This window comes from Allobosea sp. 01N443 (assembly GCF_056399325.1).
Genome location: NZ_JBFTRC010000094.1, coordinates 1 through 21,356, shown reverse-complemented (window position 1 = coordinate 21,356; position 21,356 = coordinate 1). Strand labels below are relative to the sequence as shown.

Below are 21,356 nucleotides of genomic sequence, written 5' to 3'. Positions count from 1 at the left end.
GTCGATCCCCTTCACGATGCCGGTGCCGTCGGCCTGGATGGCCACGCTGATATTCGAGTTGATCGCCTGGAAGGCAGCTATCTCATTGGCGTCCAGGACGAGGTCGGGATAGGCCTGCTTGAACTGGGCGATCACTGCATCGCTCAGATTGTTGCGCTGCTGGAAGTCCTCCCAAGAGGTATAGGGTGAGAGGTTTCCGGCATATCCGACGGCCTCGGAGACATAGGGATCCTGCGAAGCGGCAAGATCCGAACGCACCTGGTTCAACGTTCCCAGCCCGACATCCCAGCCGCGKGCCACATTGAAGGCGAASAGGTCGGCATTGATCCGCACCAGATCGTTGCGCACYGCGTCGACGATGTTGAAGTCAACCTCCTCCGCCGGCTGCCTGATGATGCCGCCCAGGATCGATCCCACGCCGAGCTGCTCATAGCCGGGCTGCGGGACGTAGCCGGGGGGCAAGGGAGCRGTGAAGGCGCCGGCGTCGTTCGTCGGRTTCAGGAAGGCGTCGAACAGCGCCACCTGCTTCGGCTGACCGTCGGCATCGAGCACGGTCATGGTCTGGCCGATCAGGGAGTGACCSACCCGGTACACGGCCGCCGCGAACTCATGCGAGATGGCGGCCGTCGCATCTGGATTGTAGTCGCCATGGCCGTGGTCGCCATCGCCCTTGATGCCGCCGATGAGATGATCGGCGAACTCGTCGAAGACGACGCGCTGGTATTCGGCCTCGTTGATGATCTTGGCCGCCTGGAAGAGCTCCTCCTGTGTGCCCTGGAAGCCGGCCTCCACCAGATTCTCGACGTGGAAGTTGTGGTTGCGCGCCCAGATCGTGTGCATCGCGGTCAGGGAGAAGTTCTCGTTCGCCCGGCCGTCGCCAGCAATATAGTGGTCGAGCACGCTGATGAACGGATTGGCATCGAGCAGCAGCGCATGTCCGGTGCCCATGAAATTGGACGCCATGGTCGCCGCCATCGTGGTGTTGATCACCCCGCCGTTGACCAGCCCCGCGAAATAGGTCTGGAAGGCGACCGGGCCGCCCGGCAGGCCGGTGAAGACGGTGTTGTTCTCCCAATGCTCGAGGATCAGCTCGCGCAGCGTCGGCAGCAACCGGAAGTTCGGGTCAGACGGATCCGGCCCTCCCGCCAGSAGCATCGAGCCGAGACCGCCATCGCCGTCGCCTTCCCGGAGGAACTGGCCGACGAGCCCGTTCGAGCCATAGGCCTGGTTCTGGTCCGCGAAGGGCGAGGTCCGGTTGATATGCTGGGGAACGCCATCGACGATTTCGTCGACCGTGCCCCGGGTGAGATCGGCCGGGTTGCCTGATCCGGGCGCACCGTTCCCGGGAGCTCCGATCTGGATCGTGCCGTTGCCACCCTTCGGCAGGAAGTCGAGGCCATGGTCGAAATACTGGCCGAAGGCCATGAAGAAGATATTGGCGTCGTTGCTGTTCTTCGGCAGGTCGGCTTCCTGCACACCCAGGATGTTGCTGATATTGCGCGGATCCAGCCCCTCGAAGATCGGGTTGATCTGGTTGTTGCCGGTCGCCGCGTCGTATTCGCCATAGCGGGCTTCGGTCAGCCGGATGAAGTGCTCGTCCGCCGCGCCGTAATCGGGATGGGCGACATTGTTGCCGTGGCCGCTGAGATCACGCACGCCGGGCACCGTGTCGTCATCGCCAGGAACGTCCTGGCCGTTGACCAGGTGCTTCAGCCCCGAAAGGTCGCCGGCGGTGAGTTCGAACGCGCCGGTGACGCCGTCGCCTCCACCATCTCCGCCTCCCGTGCCGCCCCCATTTCCGCCACCGCCGTTTCCACCGCTGCCGCCGGAATTCGCGAAGGTCGGCGACGCGCCGCCCGGCAGGGTCGCGAAGGTGATGGTATGGCCGCCATTCGTCAGGGTCGTCGTGCCGTTGCCGTTGTTCGTGCTCGTGTAGTTGGCGAGCGTCGAACCGGGCGCCAGTTCGATGACATCCTGAGGCCGCAAGGTCCCGATGATCGTGTCATGRCCGCCCATCGACTTGAAGACGATGCGATGTGCCGAGGTTAGCGCCGAGATATTGACGGTGTCGTCGCCCGTCGAACCATCGATCGTGATGGTGTTGGTGAACAAGGTGGTCGCCGCGAAATTGCCGAGGACCTGGAAGGTATCGCCGCCGCCACCACCGGTGATCTGGATTTCCTCGATGTTTGCCAGCTCCGCGATCACCACGCCATTGCGGACGATGGCGATCTCCGTTGCCGGGTTGAGATTGAACGCGGCCGGCGCATTGGCTGCCGCATAGATCTGGAAAACCTCAGCAGTCGCATTCCCCACGATCCGAACGGTGTCGGTGTCACGGCCGCCGTCGATGATGTCACGCCCTTCGGTCGAACCGACGATGATCCGATCATCGCCGCGATCGCCAAGGATCGTGTCATTGCCCAGGCCGCCATTGATGGTGTCGTCACCGCGGCCACCATCGATCGTGTCGTTTCCGGCTCCGCCATTGAGGATGTCGTTGTCGCGATCGCCGAGGATGGTGTCGTCGCCGTCGCCGCCGTCAACCGTATCGGCCCCGCGGCCTGCGTCGATCGTGTCATTGCCTGCAAGACCGGTGACGGTGTCGTCACCGCGATCAGCGTTGATGATATCGGCCCCGGCAGTGCCGACGAGCACGTCATTGCCGCGCGTTCCGAGGATGGCCGGATCCGTCGGGATATTGGTGCCGACAGTCGCGGTCGGGAGYGAGAACACCTCCTCGAGCACGCCATGGGCATCCTGGTAGACGATGCGCAGCCTGATCGGCAKCCCGTTCTCGCCATCCGTGACCGTGAAGCTCGGGCCATGCGCGCGCTCCACCTCGCCGGCGCCGAAGAGCTCGATATCGGCGAAACCGGTGCCGTCATCGACCTGCCAGAATTAGGAAATGGGTGCGGCTGGAACGAGCCCGCCCGGATTGTCGGCATCCGTCAGCCCCGCCAGATTCAAGCCGGCCAGGCTCACAGTCAGGACGTCGCCGACCTGAATGCCGACGTTGGTGGTTGTGCTATCAACGATGACCGGCCGGCCCACGGGCTGGTTGTTCGCGCCGCCGAGCACGATCGACTGATCCGCGAACTGCAGCCGCTCGATGTTCCGGAGCGTATCCGTCCCATCAGTGCCAACATTGTCCGTAACGGTCACGGAGCCGTCGGCGTTGGGCGTGATCGTGTAGCTCGCCCGCAGGCCCGAGAACTTGGCCGTATCGAAATCGGTGGTATTCGAGCTCAGGATCTCGCGAACGATCCTGAGCTGGCCGGGATTATAGGTGCCGTTCAGCATCAACGGAACCATCGGCTCCATGCTGTCGAAGGTCGCGATCTCGGGGCCGCTACCGTCCAGATTATGTCGAACGCTGATGCGCACGTTCAAGTAGCGGTCGCCGTCGATAATGTCGTCGCCGCCGCGGCCCTGGATGATGTCGCTGCCCTTGCCGCCGAGGATGATGTTACCACCATCGAAGAAGGTTGCGGCGCTATTGGGAAGCAGAGCGCGCAGACCGTCGATCAGATCGATATTGGTCATCACGCTGCCGGTCGCACCTGCAGTTGGCAGGGTGGTGGCATCGGAGTCATCGCCATTGAGGACATCGCCGAAATCCGAGCCGGAGAGGCCTTCGACGAAGTCGAAGCGGCTAAGCGAGGTCGACCCACCGGGCACGGGCGGCTGATCGAAGAAGCGGTCGGAGATGTCGATATAGACGCCGGTGGTGTTGGGCTTGTAGATCGCCCAGTCATAGCCGGAGCCGCCGATATAGCGATCGCCGAAGCCGGTCTTGCCGGCCATGATGTCGTCGCCGCCTTCGCCGTTGAACTTGTCGTTCTCGCCGTCGCCGATGAAGACGTCATTGCCGATGACCGGGTCATTGCCGAGCGGATCGAAATTGTCACCAGGCGCGCCGTCGGTGGTGCCCTTCTCGATCCAGTCGTCGCCCTCGTTGCCCATATCCTGTTCATTGGCCTTGCTGCCGAGGATGAAGTCRTTCCCCTGGCCGCCAATGGCCTCCGATGCGTCCTCGCCAGTGACGATGAAATCGCTGCCGAAACCGCCGATGATCAGGTTGACGCCGTTGCCGCCATGGAGGACGTCGTTGCCGTCGCCACCCTGGATGTTGTCGTCACCACCGGTGTCCGTGATGATGTCGTCGCCGGCGCCGCCGCGCAGCTGGTCGTTGCCGTCGCCGCCCTCGATGCGGTCATTTCCGCCATCGCCCCAGATCGTGTCGTCGCCCTCGCTCGCAATCAGGATGTCATTGCCGGCGGTACCGCCGAGAACGACATGCTCGTCACCGGTATACTGCAGATAGTTGCTGTCGGGCCCGGCCGTATTCGGGTTGTCGCGAATGACGAGCGGAAGCAACGGATCGCCGTTTGTCGGGTCGTCGTTGCCGGTCGCGCCGAGCCCGGTGTGCTGCTTGGTCGGATCGACCTCGAGCGTGAAACCGGGTGTCGTGAAGACCACGCCGGGGAGATGGGTCGCCGACGAATTCGCCATGATCAGCTTGGCGAAGGAGTTGCTCTCGAGCTCCGCATTGAAGCTCAGGCCGGACGTGCGCTCGAGATAGTAGAAGCGGTCGCCATCCTGCAGCTTTTCGAGCTGGTTCTCGAAGATGAAGTTGAAGGTCGAGCCCAGCATGCCGCCGAAGGGCATCTTCTCCTCGGCGAGACCGCCGATCCAGAGATCGATGGCATCGACGCCGGTGATGGTGACACCATTGGCGCCGCTGGCCCAGGCCCCCGTACCGTTCAGGAAGTCGAGACGGTCGGCAGGTGCGCCGGCGCCACCGAGTACCAGCGACATGGCGGCCGCACGCTTGTCCACAAGTGTGGCCGCGCCCGTGATCGACGAATGCGTGCCGTAGGCGGCGATGAAGTTGATCAGCGAATCCGGGTGCTTCAGGCTCTGAACGAGATCCGCCCAGCTGGCGTAGGGCTTGAGCTGGACTTCGCCGGTCGACGTATAGATTTGCCGGCGGACTTCGTTCAGCGAGGGAATACCGACGTCCCGGCCGCGCGCGAGGTTGATCGCGGGAAGGTCGAGCGGCAGGCCGAGCAGGTTGTTGCGCAGCGCCTCGGTGACGAATTCGTCGATTTCGTTGCCGGCCTGGCGGGTCACGCCGCGGACGATCGCGCTGACTGCGTCTTCCGGATTGGCTCCGCTGGCAGCGAAGGCGAGCGGGTTCAGGAAGGCAGCGATCAGGCCCATCTGCTGGTCGGGATTGCTGGGATCGGACGAGACGACGTCGAAATCCGCAGTGAAGCGGTCGACCGTCTCGGTCAGCATCGAATGGCCGAAACGATAGACCGTGTGCGCGAACTCCGCGACGATCGAGGGATCCAGGTCGACGTCATAGACCTGGGTCGGCGCAAAGAAGAGGTCGACATTCGGCTGGATCGTTCGGGCGAACTCTTCGAAGACCAGATGCTGATACTGCATCTCGGTGCCGAATTTCGCCGTCTGGAACAGGCGCTCGCCATTCCATTGCAGGGCGTCGATCGCCGCCTGATTGGCCGGGAATGTCGCCGGCTCGGTGCCGGGGATCAGCCATTCCTTGAGGAAGGCGAGATCGCCCGAAGTCAGCACCGTATTCTTGGTCTGCTCGACCAGCCGGTTATGCTCGGAGTGGAAGATCGCGTGGACGGCGGTGAGGCCGATATTCTCGTTCACGCGGCCGTCGCCGGCGATGTAATGCGCGTCGAGCAGCTCGTTGTCGTAAGCGAGGTTGTTACCTTGCTGATTCACCGGCACGGGATTTCCCGTCAACACATCGCCATCGGGAACAAGGTCCTCAGCCGTGTTGGCAACCCCGTCGGCACCGAGACCAGCGAATACCGGCACGGCGTTGTGGGCGATGTCGTTGAGGAAGGCGTGGCCGGTGCGCACGGCATTGGTCAGGGAGATCGGCGCAAGCGGATTGCCCTCGACGAGGATGTCGTCAGCGGTGCCGCCGATGCCGTCCAGCCCCTTCATCACGACCTGCGGGAAGCCGTTCGGGCCCTTGATGAAATTGCCATAGGCGTCGGTCGCCAGCAGCGGACCGCTGTCGATATCGGCGTCGGTGAGATTGATGCCGAGAATGTCGCGCGCCTGCGCCTTCACCACCTTCCAGGTCGCCATACCGCCAATTTCGATATCGTCAGCGGTTCCGAACTTGCCGTCAGCGCCCAGATTACGATTGGTGATCAATTCACCGGTCGCAACTGGCCGCGCTCCTCCCACTCCAGCGCCATCGGTATCCATGAGTTGGTAAGCTCGCAGGAAGACCTGGTGCGAGGGATGCGAGGAGTAGGTCTGGTTCTGGTCGACGAAGGGCGAGGTCGTGTTGGTGTGCTCGTGGATGTCGTCGGCATTGCCGAGGATCCCGTCCGGACCAGGCAGGTTGGTCGCCCGGGTCAGGACCATGAAGTTCGTCGGGCTGCCCTGCACGTAGAGCGGATCGTCCGGCTGAAGCGGGATGAAGACCGTGCCGGAACCGCCATTGGTCACGAGATCGAGGCCATGGTCGAAGAACTGGCCGAAGAAGGTCATCCAGGCGTTGAACGGCGCCGACAGACCGGCATCCGGAGCAATGTTCGGGATTTCGAAGACCTGCTTATCGTCGGCCGTGCCGAACTGGCCGTCGAGACCCGGGCTGGTAACGATGGTCAGGCCGAGGTCGTCGGCCACGCCGTCGAAGGTCGCCTGGGCGGCGACGACGGGGGCATTCGCGTCGTTCAAGGCCGCCTGATCGAGCGCAACGTGGTTCGCCGCCTGCGTCTGGGCGGTTTGGGCTGGGCCGAGAGCGGCCTGAGTCGAGGTAACGAGTGCGTCCGCCTCTGCGAACGCAGCTTCGGCATCCGTCCGCACCTGAACGGCGTTATCGAGCGCGATGACAGCCGCCTGCACGCCTGGATCAGCCAGAGGGTCTTCACCCGCCGGCACCGCGGCGACCGCCAAGGCCAAAGCCGTCTGCGCGGTCGATTCCCCCAGTTGCGCAGCCGTAACCGCGCCTGCTGCGGACGCGGCCGCCGTGGTGGCGGTGTTCGCAGCGGCCGTCGCTGCGGCGAGATTGGCATCCGCGGTTGCAAGGACCGCCTGTGAAGCACCGAGCGCTGTCTGCAGAGCGGCAACTCCGCTCGCCGCAGCCGCTTTCACAGCGTTGAATGCCTGGAGCGCGGCCAGGAAGGTCGCGGTGTCCGCCGTGATGTTTTCCGAGCCGGCGTTGCGAAGGGCCGCCGCAATCGCAGCGGGATTGTTCGCGGTCTGGTCGACGATGAGATTGCTGATCGTGCGCGGCTGCGAGTCGATCACCAGACCGTTCGTCTGCTGGTAGGAGGTACCCGACTGCRCCGGATTGAACACCSGCGTCGTGACGCGTGGGAAGACGTTGTCGGCGGCTCCGAAGGTGTCGCTCTGCTGCTGATTGAGCAGGTTGTTTCCGGAACCATCGACCGTGCGCAGGCCAAGCGCCGCCCGCACATTCGGCAGCAGCGAGGTCAGCGGCGTACCGGCCGCATTCGCTTCAGCAATCTTGATCTGGTCGAGGATGAAGTTGAGGTCAGAGCGCACCAGCATGATGCCCTCGCCACCCGCCGTCGCATCGACGACCGGCGTCGGCGCGACCGGCGGCGCCACGGGACCGGCCACGACCGGCTGGGTCGGAGCCGAGAACACCGTCTCGGTGACGCCATGCCCGTCGGTGAAGATCGCCTTCACCCGCAGGGCCGAACCGGCGAGATCGGGCGTGACCCTGAAGGTCGTGCCGTCGGCACTTTGGAAGGCGAGATCCCCGAGCGGAAGCAGGATGATGTCCTCGAAGATACCCGAACCGGGATCCGCCTCGAACTGCCAGAGATAGGAGATCGAGCCGGGCAGGATGCCATTGGGGGCCGCGGCACTTGTATTGCCGTCGCTCACGCCGGCAATCGAGACACGCAGCAGTTGACCTGAGGTCGGCGTGTTGTCAGCCGTGCTCGATGCCGCGTCGAGAATAGCAAGTGTGCCGCTCGGGTTGAGGTTGAGGCCGACGCCATTCGGAAGCGTCACGCTCTGATCCGCAAATTGCAGTCGCTCGACATTGACGAGAGTATCGCTGCCATCCCTGCCGACATTGTCGGTAACGGTGGTGATACCAGTCGTCGTGTTCGTGGTGACCGTGTAGTCGGCCCTGTTGCCGGAGAAAATGGCCGTGTCGAAGCCGTTGTCGTCGTCCTTGAGCTCGCGCACCGCCACCAGCTGACCAGGGTTCCAGACCCCGTTCAGCATGTTCTGCAGCAGTTGTGGCGCGACCATGCTGTCGAAGGTCGCGATCTCCCCACCGCTTCCATCGGCGTTGGCCCGCACGCTGATGCGCACGTTCAGCCAGCGGTCGCCATCGATCAGGTCGTCGCCGCCACGCCCCTCGAGCAGGTCGCTGCCGGCGCCGCCGAGCATGATGTTGCCGGTCGCGAAGCCGGTGGTCGAGAGACCGGCCTGGCCGAGGAGTGCCGCTAGCCCGTCGATCAGCGCGACATTGGTCAGCGCGCCGCCCGTGGCGCCGCCATGATTGAGGATCGTGACCGCGTCGATATTGTCGCCGCGCAGGATGTCGGCAAAGCGCGAACCGGACAGGCCCTCGACCTCGGCGAAGCGGTCGAGGATCGAAGCCGGAGAGGCGCCGACGGGCTGCACTGCCCCCACATTCGTGTTTGGCGTCTCGCCATGCGGCTGGGCCAGCGCGGCCAAGGTCAGGTCGACCGTGACGCCCTGATTGTCGCTCTTATAGGTGACCCAGTCGAAGCCGGACATGCCGTCCATCTTGTCCTGGGCATCGCTGCCGACGAAGATGTCATCACCGCCCTCGCCGATGAACTCGTCGAAGCCGCCGCCACCGACGAAGATGTCGTTACCGATGATGTCGTCGGCCAGGAGGGGCGCGAAATTGTCGCCAGGGGCGCCGTCCTGCGTGCCCTTCTCGATCCAGTCATCGCCCTCGTTTCCGGTCGGCGGCAAGCTGGTCTTGGAGCTGTAGATGAAGTCGTCGCCGCGGCCACCGAAGGTGGTCGAGATATCCTCCATCGTGACGATGTAGTCCTTGCCGGCGCCGCCCAGGATCAGGTTCCCGACGCCACCGACCATCATGTTCCCGGCGTGGATGACGTCGTTGCCGTCGCCGCCCTCGAGCCGGTCATCGCCGCCCAGATCCTGGATAATGTCGTCGCCGGCGCCACCCAGAATGGTATCGTTGCCGTAGCCGCCTTCCAGCCGGTCATTGCCGCCATCGCCATAGAGCGTGTCGTCGCCATCGCCGGAGATGATGACGTCATTCCCCGCGGTGCCGCCGAGGACAACATGGTCCTCACCGGTGTACTGCAGGTAGTTGGTGTCCGCGCCGGGCGTCGCCGGATTGTTGCGGATGACGAGAGGAACAATTTCGACGCCATTGATCTCGATGCCGCCGGTCGGGTCGGAATTGCCCGCAATGCCATCGGCTCCGACGACGTTGTCGGCGCTTTCGTCGACCAGGGTATTGGGATCGTCGAGCTGAATGCCATCAGGCCCAGCCTCGTTCAGCCCTGTGTGCTGCTTGGTCGGATCGACTTCGAGCGTGAAGGTCGGGGTGGTGAAGATCGCGTTCGGCAGATGCGTCGCATCACTGTTCAGCATCACCAGCTTGGCGAAGGAGTTGTTCTCGAGTTCGGTACCGAAATTCATGCCGGCGGTGCGCGACAGATAGTAGAAGCGGTCGCCGTTCTGCAGGGATTCAAGCTGGGTTTCGAAGACGAAGTTGAAGGTCGAGCCGAGCATGCCGCCAAACGGCATCTTCTCTTCCGCAAGGCCGCCGATCCAGAAATCGACATCGTTGAGGCCGCCGAGCGTGCCGCCGGTAAAGGCGCCGGTGGCGTTCAGGAAATCGAGGCGATCTCCGGGCGCACCGACTCCGCCCAGCACGATCAACGTCGCCGCCGCGCGCTTGTCGGCCATCGTCGTCGCGCCGGTGATCGACCCATGCGTGCCATAGGCCGCGATGAAGTTGATCAGCGACTCCGCGTGCTTCAGATGCCCGGCAAAGTCGGTCCAGCTGGTATAGGGCTTGAGCTGGCTGTCGCCGGTCATCGCGAAGAATTCGGAGCGCGCATTGTTGAGCGACGGGATGCCGGTATCGCGACCGCGCGCAATGTTCAGCGCCGGCAGATCGAGCGGCAGGCCGAGCAGGTTGTTGCGCAGCGCCTCGGTAACGAACTCGTCGATCTCATTGCCGACCTGGCGGGTAACGCCGCGCACGATCGCGCCGGTCGCCTGCTCCGGCGTCACGCCGCTTGCGGCATAGGCGAGCGGATTGAGGAAGGCCGCGATCAGGCCGAGCTGCGAATCGCCGCCGACAGTGTTGAAATTCGGGTCGAAGCGATCGACCGTCTCGGTCAGCATCGAATGGCCGAAGCGATAGACCGTGTGCGCGAACTCCGCGAGGATCGCCGGGTTGATCGTGGTGTCGTAGCCGTTGGGCGCCAGGAATTCGTCGACCTGCGGCTGGACCGTGCGGGCAAACTCCTCGAACACCAGATGCTGATACTGCATCTCGGTGCCGAACTTGGCGGACTGGAACAGGCGTTCGCCGTTCCAGTCGAGCGCGTCGATCTGGGCCTGCGTCAGCGGGAAGGTCGTGGCCGGCGTATCGAGCCACTGGTTGAGGAAGGCGAGATCGCCGGTCGCCAGCGCCACGTCCTTGGTCTGCTGGACCAGGCGATTATGCTCGGAATGGAACACGGCGTGCACGGCGGTGAGACCGATATTCTCGTTCACGCGACCGTCGCCGGCGATGTAATGCGCGTCGAGGAGTTCGTTATCGTATTGGCCAGCCGCCAGCGGGCCGGTGCTGACGATGGTGTCGGTATCCGCGGTCTTGCCCGCCGGATCGGCATTATGCGCGATGTCGTTCAGGAAGGCATGGCCGGTGTGGGCTGCGCCCGCCAGGCTGATCGGCTCCGCCCGGTTGCCCTCGGTGAAGCTGCCGTCGGTCATCATGACCATCGGCATGCCGCCCGGCCCCTTGATGAAGTTGCCGTAGGCGTCCACGGCCAGGACCGGCACATTGCCGACATCGGCATCGGTGAGATTGATGCCGAGAATGTCGCGGGCCTGGGCCTTGACCACAGCCCAGGTCGCCATGCCGCCGATCTCGACATCGTCGGCGGTGCCGAACCTGCCGTCAGCGCCGAGATTGCGGTTGGTGATCAGTTCGCCGGTCGCCACCGGATCGCCGTTGGCGTCCAGCTCATAGGCACGCAGGAAGACCTGGTGCGAGGGATTCGAGGAGTAGGTCTGGCTCTGGTCGACGAAGGGCGAGGTCGTGTTCGTGGCAGCCTGGCCACCTGCAGCGCGGCTCAGAACCATGAAGTTCAAAGCGCCGGGAGCCGTGCTGAACAGCGGGTCATCGGGCTTCAGCGGAATGAAGACGACTTCGGTCTGGCTTGAACTCTTGGTGACGAGATCGAGACCGTGGTCGAAGAACTGGCCGAAGAAGGTCATCCAGGCGTTGAACGGCGCGGAAAGGCCGACATCCGGGGAGACATTCGGGATGAAGTTGACCGGCTTGTCGTCCGCCGTGCCGAAAATCCCGTCCAGCCCGGGGCTGATGACGGTGCTCGATCCCGGGTTCTGCGCAGCAGCCGCAACGGCCGCCGGATTGTTGTTGGTCTGGTCGACGATCAGGTTGCTGATCGTGCGCGGCTCGGAGTCCACGACCCCGCCTGGAACACCATAATTGGTGCCGGCCTCGGCCGCCTGGAAGGACGGGTCAGTCAGGCGCGCAAACGCCAGGTCCGCGGCCCCGAATTCCGGGTGGGCCAGGTTGTTGAATGTACCATCGACGGTCCGCAGACCGAAGGGCACCTGGACGCTGGGCAGGATGTCAGTAAGGCTCTCGCCCTGAGCATTCCGCTCCGCAATCCTGATCTGCTCGAGGATGAATTCAAGATCGGAGCGAATGTACTGTACCATGACGCCCTCCTGGGGTGTCCAGGACCCCGTGTTGGCCTTGCCTGGGACAATGCTCCGCCGCTCGCGCCAAAGAGGCACGACGCTGGTTGCATCGTTTGCCAGAACTTGATCGGACAGCGCTTCAGCCCGTCATGGGCCTATCGCAGTGACAGCATGATGCCTGTCGGCACTACTGGTCGTTAGAGGACTATGTCGGACGTTATTTCCCGACCAGCGTCTGGGGCGCGCGACGGAGTTTGGTCTGGTCGTTCTTCCAGACCTAATTCCCTACACTACCGACCAAGGTCCCTAGCTCCTGCTGCCTCGGCGATGCCGACCTGCCGGACCGGTTCCCCCGAAGCCATTCCGGGACGCGGCCTCTTGCCCTCGCCGCCCGCCTATAGAGGGGGTCCATGCCCCCTCATCCAACAGCTGCGAGGTGGTCAGCGGTGATTGCAGACCGGGATGAAGGGCTTACGGGGCGAGTCGCCAGCGATGGCTAACCCATAGCCTCGTTCGTGCGCGGGATGGGGGGTAGGCGCCGCCGCGCATGCCGCGCCCCCCGCACAAGGAATGGTCGGGATAGCAGGGGTTTTCGGGATTTGCGCTCCCGTGCCACGGCTCCAGGGCGAGCTTGGTGCTGATCGGTATGGAGCGAGCAGGGTGCGTGAACGGCCCAGGAGCTATGAGCCGTCGCGCCGGCCACGCCTGGCAAGGCCGCGAGCCCGGCTGTGCGGTCGCGAATCGGCCATTCCGGATCAGACCAATGCCGCCTGCCCCTCATGCACGACGCCGGGCAGAGCTGAGCCTGCCCGGCGTCGAAAGCTGCACAGCGTCAGCTGCGCGTTGCGACCCTAAGTTTGTTCGGGTCGCCCTCGGGCAGAACCTCGGGCTGTTTCCAGACGACACCGTTCGGTGTCGGGATCGGCGTCATCGTCACCTGGTACTGTGGTTGCCCCTTGTAGTCCGGGTCGCCGGGGGGCGGTGTCTGCAGCTGGTAGCGCAGCAGCATCGCGAAATCCTCATGGGTGGTGTTGTGGCAATGGCTGACATAGGCGCCACCGAACTCCCCGAACCGCACCTGGAACCTCACCCTCCCGGACGGCCGCAAGCGCCAGACATCCTTGCGGACGAGCCGCTCCGTTGCGGGAATGGGCGCGCTGCCCCGGTCCATGGTGACGCCCTCCTCGAAGTGGAGGTGGATGGGATGGTCCCAGCCGCCCCCGCCATTGATCAGGGTCCAATGCTCCACCTCGCCCGGCTTGGGCATCAGCAGGGAGATGCGGTTGGCGTTGAGCGAATGCGCCTTCTCGCCGTTGATCTTGATCGTCCAGGGGAAGGACTTGATGTCTCCGCATTCGGGTATGCACTGCCCGTCCGCCGTAGCGCGTGAATCCCCCTCTCCCGACCTGCCGAACTCGATCACCCGCTCACGCACCGGGGCCACGATCGGGATCTGCGTGGTCAGCGTCTTGACCCCTGATTTCCAGTCGGGATCGGCGAAATTGGCACTGCGATCGGCATCGAGCGGGTTGCTGGCATTGTAGACCTTGCCGGGATTGTCGACGCTCTGGACCTGGCTCACGACCCTGAACTCAAGGATGGGGCCGACGCACGGGTCATCGTCCCGTCCCTTGAACGCCTTCTCGATCGAGACGGCGCCCTTGGGCTTTCGCCCGTCGGTCTGTTCCAGCAGGTTCATGATGTAGACGCTGTCGCCCGGCGCAAAGGCGGAGAAATCGACGACGATATCGTAGCGCTCTGCCACGCCCATCTCGTCGGTCTCGGTCAGCAGAATCGGATTGACCACCAGGTTGCCGTCATTGGCGATGAAATAGAAGGGCACCTTCGTGCCCTGGGAAAAGCGCCTGCTCTTGTTGACCGCAAGCGCAAGCTTGACGAAGCGGGCCATGGCGGCGTTCAGGATGCGGAAGCGGTAGCGTCGCGGCAGCACCTCGAAATAGGGATAATAGGCACCGTTGACGCAGAGCATGTCGCCGAGGAAACCATCGGTATCGAAGATATCGAAGCGGCACTGGCCCCTGGCATCGAAGGCGGGATTCGAGATCGCGAGATTCACGTCGAAATCGAGATTACCCCATTTCAGCTGCGAGCCGCTCGGCAGCCGCAGGTTGATGCCGTCATTGAGATCCTCGCGCCCCCTGTCGGGCCCGCTATAGATGTTGCAGAGCGCGAAGATGCCCTTGTGCACATTCTCGGCGGTGAAGAAGAAGCGGTGATCGTGGAACCAGAGGCTGCCCTGGATCTCCCGGTAGTCGCCGGCGACCGGGACATAGCCTTCGTCATCGTCGGGCCCCGAGCATTTGCGCGAATAGTCGCGATCGCCCGTCGGCCACAGGCTCGGCATGTCGCGCCGGGCCATCGCCATGCCCCAGTGATAATCATAGAAGGTTCCGGGGAAATGATAGGCGTTGCAGGCACCATCGCTTTCGGCGCCGTTATGGGCGTTGTGGAAATGGATCGAGATCTCGTTCCGTCCGAAGCCGCCGTTCTTGGTCCGGTCGACCGGGAGATCATTGTAGATCCGGCTCAGAACCGGTTCGCCATAACGTGCCTTGATTAGGATCGGACGGCCGAGGCCCGTGCGCAGGCCGTCCTTGCTCCCCGCCTGTCCGGGCTGGCGCGGACCGAAGGTCCACATCGCAGTCGCGTCCTGCTCGGGCATTTCCCCGCAATAGCGGCTGCCCGTGCCAATCTGCCCGAGGGACAATAGGTAGCCCTTTTTCGGATAGAGTTCCTCCCAGCGCTGATGCGCGAAGAACTCGCCGGGCGGGCGCCCTTCCATCGGTCCAACCCAGGTGACCGGGTTGCGATAGGCCGCACCGCCGGAGTTGCTGAAATCGGTATGGTAGGAAAAGTTCTTCGCCGGCAGTTCCTGGCCTCCCCCAGCAAACTGCCAGGCCGCATCGCCATTCGACAGGCGCTGAAGCGGAACCGGCTTCTGGACGTCTGGCCGCGGCATCGGGTCATGGAATTTGACAGCGCCGAAGTTCGGGCTGCGCGGGGCACCGGTCGGCACCTGGGCATATGCGCTCTTGGCGAAGGGGCTGAGCCCATTTTTCGCGACCAACAATCCGCCGGCGGTAAAGTATCCCCACCGCAACAGGTCACGTTTGGTGATCTGCCCCACCGAAAGGGCCTTCACGATATCGAGCCGGTTCTCCAGAGCCCTCTCAGCTTCCTTCAACCGGATGCCAGTGGTCTCGCGCGAGAGATACATACCTCTTCCCCTTTTCCGGACTGAACCAAGGCGCGCCTCGATGCTAACCTTTAGTTCGGCCAGACGCGGTTCAGTAAGCGGAAAAGGTCTGACCAAGTATGCAACCAAAGTCCCTAGTTCTTGGCGCCTTCTTGCGTCGCATCACATCAATTCACTGAGATACGCCTATCGATCAAAATGAACCAACCCGAACTGTCACTCAATCACAACGGTCGAGAGCGGGAATTTCGGCTCGGTAATTACCACCACAAGTTACCTATAAATTACATTTAAACATAAATATCTTAAAATTTATACGAAAATATACATACATCACTGGCGAAACAATCAACCAATAGATTACATGCAAGCCAACATCGACCCGCCCCTACGGTACTTCTGCAATGCGCAGAGTATTCATCGCCCAGGCATCATCCGCTGGTCCCGACGTCAGCGCGCCGGCGGCCGCGTGGAACCAGCGCTGGGTTGCCTCTGTTTCAGGCAAAGCAATCAGACGAATCGACTTTCGGCGAAACTGGCTGCGCGATCACCGGCCTTGCGTCCGCCGCACGCGTTGCACTGCACAATGAAAGCTTGGCAAGGCAGCATGAGTCATGCTGCCTTGGCCGGGAACGCCACCTGTCGACCCTTTTCCTCGCGAGGCGCCCGTGCCTGTCACCGCCATCGATCCGCGGCCAAATCCAATCGCCGGCCCCGCCGACGCCCAGCCCCTGTTCGAGGATATCCGGCTGCTCGGACAGATCCTCGGCGACACCGTGCGGCAGCAGGAGGGCGAGCAGACCTTCGAGCTGATCGAAGCGATCAGGCGGCTCTCCGTCACCTTCCAGCGCAAGGCCGATGTCGAGGCCGGTCGCGATCTCGATACGCTGCTGGCGCGATTGAGCCCGAAGGAGACCGTTTCGGTCATTCGCGCCTTCACCTATTTTTCGCATCTCGCCAATCTCGCAGAGGATTGCCACCAACTCCGCCGACAGGCCGATCTGGAGGCCGTTGACGCCCATCCCGAGGGCAGCCTGGCGCATAGTTTCGACCTGTTCGCGCAGGCAGGCGTCAGGGCGCCGGCGATCGAGCGCGCCCTCTCGCGCAGCCTGGTGTCGCCCGTGCTCACCGCGCATCCGACCGAGGTTCAACGCAAGAGCATTCTCGATGCCGAGCGCACCATTGCCGAGCTGCTCGCCGCCCGGCCCACCCTGCGCGGCGCGCGCGCCCGTACCCGCAACGAGACGGCGCTGCGGGCCAGCATCGCCCAGCTCTGGCAGACGCGGCTGTTGCGTTACTCCAAGCTCGCCGTGCGCGACGAAATCGAGAACGTGCTGAGCTATTATCGCGCGACGTTCCTGCACGAGATCCCGCGCCTCTATGCCGAACTCGAGGAGCTGCTCGGCGCCCGCGTGCCGAGCTTCTTCCGGATGGGAAGCTGGATCGGGGGCGATCGCGACGGCAATCCCAATGTCACCGCCGAAACCCTGCTGATGGCGGTTCGCCTCCAGGCAGAGACGGCGTTGCGTCATTACCTGACCGAGGTTCATGAGCTCGGTGCCGAACTGCCGGTTTCAAACACGCTGGTCGGCAGCACGCAGGCGCTGCGGGACCTTGCCGATCGCTCGGGTGACGACAATCCCCACCGCGCCGACGAACCCTATCGCCGCGCCCTGATCGGCATCTACGCCCGGCTGGCTGCGACCCTGCGCAAGCTGACCGGCACCGAGGCGCTCCGTCATGCGGTGGCGCCGAGCGCGCCCTATTCAGCGCCCGCGGAATTCGTGGCCGAGCTGCGCATCGTTGCCGACAGCCTGCGATCCCGCCATGRTAGCCTGCTCCTGGGAGCGCKGCTCTCACCCCTGCTGCGCGCGGCGGAGGTTTTCGGCTTCCATCTGGCGAGCATCGATTTGCGCCAGAGCTCGGACAAGCACGAGGCGGTCATTGCCGAACTCCTGGCCACGGCCCGCGTCGAGCCACGCTATGGCTCTCTCACGGAAGACGCCAAGCGCGCCTTGCTGCTCTCCCTGCTGGCCGATCCGCGCCCGCTTCGCGTGCGCAACGCCGCCTACACCCCGCAGACCGAGGGAGAGCTTGCGATCTTCGAGGCGGCAAAACAGGTCCGCGCCGATTTCGGCACCGATGCCATCCGCCACTACATCATCAGCCACACCGAAACGGTCAGCGATCTGCTGGAGGTGGTGCTGCTGCAGAAGGAATGCGGCCTGATGGCGGGCACGCTTGCGCCCGGCGAGGCGACGCAGCCCCGTGTCGAGTTGATCGTGGTGCCGCTGTTCGAGACCATCGGCGATCTGCGCGCGGYCGAGCCGATCATGCGAGGCTTCTACGACCAGCCCGGCATCGAGGCGCTGATCCGCAATTCCGGCGGCGAGCAGGACATCATGCTCGGCTACTCCGACAGCAACAAGGATGGCGGCTACTTCACCTCCAACTGGGAACTCTATCGCGCGTCGACGGCGCTGGTCCGCTTCTACGAGACCAAGCCGGGGCTGACACTGCGGCTGTTCCATGGCCGCGGCGGCACTGTCGGGCGTGGTGGCGGGCCGAGCTATCAGGCCATCCTCGCCCAGCCTTCCGGCACCGTGAAGGGGCAGATCCGCCTGACCGAGCAGGGCGAAGTGATCAATGCCAAATATGCCAACCCGGAGATCGGACGGCGCAATCTGGAAACCCTGCTGGCAGCGACGCTGGAGGCCACCCTGCTGCAGCCGCACAACGAGGCGGCGCCCGAATTTCTCGACACCGCAGCCGAACTCTCCGTGCGCAGCATGGCCGCCTATCGGGCGCTGGTCTATGGAACGGCCGGCTTCACCGACTACTTCTATTCAGCCACGCCGATCACCGAGATCGCGGAGCTGAATATCGGTTCGCGCCCGGCGTCGCGAAAGGCGACGCGCTCGATCGAGGATTTGCGCGCGATCCCCTGGGGTTTCTCATGGGGCCAGAGTCGCTTGGCCCTGCCCGGCTGGTTCGGATTCGGCTCCGCGGTCGAGGGCTTCATCGCCGCCGCGCCGGCCGAGCGCATCGCGCTGCTGCAGCGCATGAGCGCGCAGTGGCCATTCTTCCGCACACTTCTGTCCAATATGGACATGGTCCTGGCCAAGGCCGATCTCGGCATTGCCCGGCGCTACTGCGATCTCGTTCCGGATCGCGAGCTTGCCCAGCGCATCTTCACCGAGATCGAAGCAGAATGGACCCGGACGGTTCAGGCGATCACGACCATTACCGGCGAAACCCAGCGCCTGGCCGATAACCCGGCCCTGGCGCTGTCCATCATCCACCGCTTCCCCTATATCGCCCCGCTCAACCATCTCCAGGTCGAGCTCCTGCGCCGTTGGCGCTCCGGCCAGATCGACGAGAAGGCCCGCCGCGGCATCCTGATCTCGATCAACGGCATCGCTGCCGGGCTGCGCAATACCGGGTGAGCAGCGCGCGTCAGTCCGACAGTGTCGGCCCCGGAAGGTGCCGGGGCGACGACGCTACGGCACCGCGGAGATTTCCGACGAGACCGAACGATCGCGCCCCTCGTTCTTGGCGCGGAAGAGCGCGAGATCGGCGGCATTGACCAGTTTCGCCGGCTCTCCGCCTTCGTGAGGCATCGTCGTTGCCATGCCCACACTGATCGTGACCCGGCCCGTGCCGTGCGCGATGTTCAGATCCCGTACGCCCTGAACCAGCCGTTCCGCCACGTATCTCGCGCCTTCCTGCGGCACATCCGTCAGAATGACGACGAACTCCTCGCCGCCGAAGCGCGCCGCCAGATCGGTCGAACGGGTGCAGCCGCCCTGGATCACGTTGGCGACCTGTTTCAGCACTTCATCGCCGGCGAGATGGCCATACGCATCATTGTAGCGCTTGAAGTGATCGACATCGATCATCAGGACAGACAGCGGATGCTGCGTGCGCAGGCAGCGTCTCCACTCCGCCGCAAGATACTCGTCGAAATAGCGGCGGTTCCCGAGTCCGGTCAGCCCGTCGATCCGCGTCAGGCGCTCGAGCTCGAGATTGACCCGCATCAGCTCGCGCTGGCTTTCGCGCAGCGCCCGATAGGCCTCGTCACGCTGGACATGATCGAGATAGGCGCGGGTGTGGTAGCGCACCCGAGCGATCAGTTCGAGCTTGTCGGGGAGCTTGACGAGATAGTCGTTCGCGCCCGCCTGGAAGGCCTCGCTCTTAGTGGCGGGATCTTCCTTGGTCGAGAGAACGATGACGGGAACATTGTGGATCGACGGGTGCTTGCGATACTGCCGCACCAGGTCCAGCCCGTCGACGCCCGGCATGACGAGATCCTGCAGGATCACGGTCGGCTTCACCTGTTCGGCCACCTTGATCGCCGCCAAGGGGTCGGTGCAGTAGTGGAAATCGAGATCGGGCTGGTTGGCCAGCGCCCGCCGCACGGCTTCGCAGACCATGACCTGGTCATCGACGAGCAGGATCATGGACATGTAACTGTCCGCCGGCGGGGGCACGGAAGACATGGTGAGGGTCGGTTCGCCTGTCATCAAGACAACCTCTTCAGAACGACTGACGGCATGCCTCGACAAGGCGTGGCGCAATCGCGGCAAGTGGTAGAATTTCGGAAGCTGCATCGATCGCAGCGGCCGCCTTGGGCATTCCGTAAACGGCGCTCGTCGCCCTGTCCTGTGCCAGGGTCAAGTATTTCCTGTCGCGCAGGAGCTTCAACCCGCGGGCGCCGTCCCTGCCCATGCCGGTCAGCAACACGCCCACCAGATCTCCCTGCCACCATTGCGCAACACTCTCGAAGAACACATCGACCGATGGCCGGTAGACGTAGTCGCGCGGTTCGGACCTATAGCCGAGGTCATGGCCCGATTTGAAGACCAGGTGATCGCCACTTGCCGCGATCAGCACGGTCCCCGGTTCGGGCCTGTCGCCTTCGATGGCGGGGCGCACGGAAAGAGCGGTGTGCTGGCCCAGCCAGCTGGCGAAGCCCGGCACGAATTGGGCATCGAGATGCTGGACGAGAATGAGAGCAGCGCGAAAGCCGCCCGGCAGTCCGGCCAGGAGTGTGGCCACGGCAGCGGGGCCCCCCGCCGACGCACCGATCGCGATCAACTGCTGCGCCGACGGTGCAGCGGTGCGGGCCGGCGCCGTCGTCCGGACGACGGGCGCGACATCACGCGAGAGCCGGCCGATCATCGCGATCCTGGCCAGCAGCGCCGCCGATTGAGCTTGGGCATTGCCGTCGGCCCCCACGCTGGGAATGTCGACCGCGTCCAGCGCGCCATGGCCCATGGCGTCATAGACGCCCGAGACATTGGCATCGACGCTCGCGGTCACCAGCAGAATGGGACAGGGCGTCTCTGCCATGATCCGCTGGGTGGCCGCGACGCCATCCATCTCGGGCATGTTCAGATCCATCAGGATCAGATCCGGCCTGTCGCGTCGGCACGCCTCCACCGCTTCGCGCCCGTTCACCGCGATCCAGGCGACTGCATGCTCGGTTGTCGAAACGACGATGCGCCGAAGCAGCTCGACCGCCATCGGCAGATCATTGACGAGGCCGATCCTCATGAACCTCTCTCCGTGCTGCCGCTCAGCCCCATGCTTCACCGATCAGGTCGGCGACGGCATGGATCAAAGTCTCGTCGTGGAAACTGCCCTTGGTCAAATAATAGTCCGCACCGGCATCGAGCCCGCGGCGGCGGTCTTCTTCCCGGTCCTTGTATGACACGATCATGACCGGCAGGTTCCGAAGCCCGCTATCCTTCTTGATCAGTGTCACGAGCTCGATGCCGTCCATACGGGGCATGTCGATATCGGTGACCACGAGATCGAACGGCTCGGATCGGACGGCGTTCCAGCCATCGATGCCGTCGACCGCGACCTCAACCTCGTAGCCGTGATGATCGAGCAGCTTGCGCTCCAGTTCGCGCACGGTGAGTGAATCGTCGACGACCAGGACGCGCTTGCGCCGCTTCTGGCCAACGCTGGCAACGACGCGCTCCAGGGTCTTGAGCCTGCCGGTCGAGGCGAGCTTCTCCATCGAGCGGATCAGATCATCGACGTCGAGGATCAGGACGGGTGAACCATCCTCCATCAGGGCCGCAGCGCTGATGTCCAGCGGATCAGATCATCGACGTCGAGGATCAGGACGGGTGAACCATCCTCCATCAGGGCCGCAGCGCTGATGTCC

7 protein-coding genes are annotated in these 21,356 nt (G+C 63.9%); 1 reads left to right on the top strand and 6 read right to left on the bottom strand.

From position 1 onward, the window contains the following. The 3 genes from AC1DRP_RS21585 to AC1DRP_RS21575 form a co-directional block, all read right to left on the bottom strand. Positions 1-2,841, bottom strand: a 2,841-nt coding sequence (locus AC1DRP_RS21585; protein ID WP_476769494.1) for a peroxidase family protein, incomplete at its 3' end; no start/stop codon positions are given. 60 nt (positions 2,842-2,901) lie between these two features. Beyond that, entirely contained in the window at positions 2,902-11,979 is a 9,078-nt protein-coding gene (locus AC1DRP_RS21580; protein WP_476769493.1) for a peroxidase family protein, read from the bottom strand. Positions 11,980-12,793: 814 nt separating this feature from the next. Beyond that, positions 12,794-15,199: a multicopper oxidase domain-containing protein gene (locus AC1DRP_RS21575; RefSeq protein WP_441493038.1), complete on the bottom strand. Its 2,406-nt coding sequence runs from the start codon at positions 15,197-15,199 to the stop codon at positions 12,794-12,796. A gap of 593 nt (positions 15,200-15,792) precedes the next feature. Here AC1DRP_RS21575 and ppc point away from each other — a divergent pair. Next, positions 15,793-18,624, top strand: a complete 2,832-nt coding sequence (ppc, locus tag AC1DRP_RS21570; RefSeq protein WP_476769492.1) for a phosphoenolpyruvate carboxylase — start codon at positions 15,793-15,795, stop codon at positions 18,622-18,624. 54 nt (positions 18,625-18,678) lie between these two features. Here the strand turns inward: ppc and AC1DRP_RS21565 are convergent, their stop codons facing one another. From AC1DRP_RS21565 to AC1DRP_RS21555, 3 genes are all read right to left on the bottom strand, one after another. After that, positions 18,679-19,644: a diguanylate cyclase gene (locus AC1DRP_RS21565; protein ID WP_441507878.1), complete on the bottom strand. Its 966-nt coding sequence runs from the start codon at positions 19,642-19,644 to the stop codon at positions 18,679-18,681. Positions 19,645-19,714: 70 nt separating this feature from the next. Further along, on the bottom strand, positions 19,715-20,734 hold the full coding sequence (cheB, locus tag AC1DRP_RS21560; protein ID WP_441507879.1) for a chemotaxis response regulator protein-glutamate methylesterase: 1,020 nt from the start codon (positions 20,732-20,734) through the stop codon (positions 19,715-19,717). Between the two features lie 22 nt (positions 20,735-20,756). After that, positions 20,757-21,260, bottom strand: a complete 504-nt coding sequence (locus tag AC1DRP_RS21555; RefSeq protein WP_476769491.1) for a response regulator — start codon at positions 21,258-21,260, stop codon at positions 20,757-20,759. Positions 21,261-21,356 lie beyond the last annotated feature (96 nt).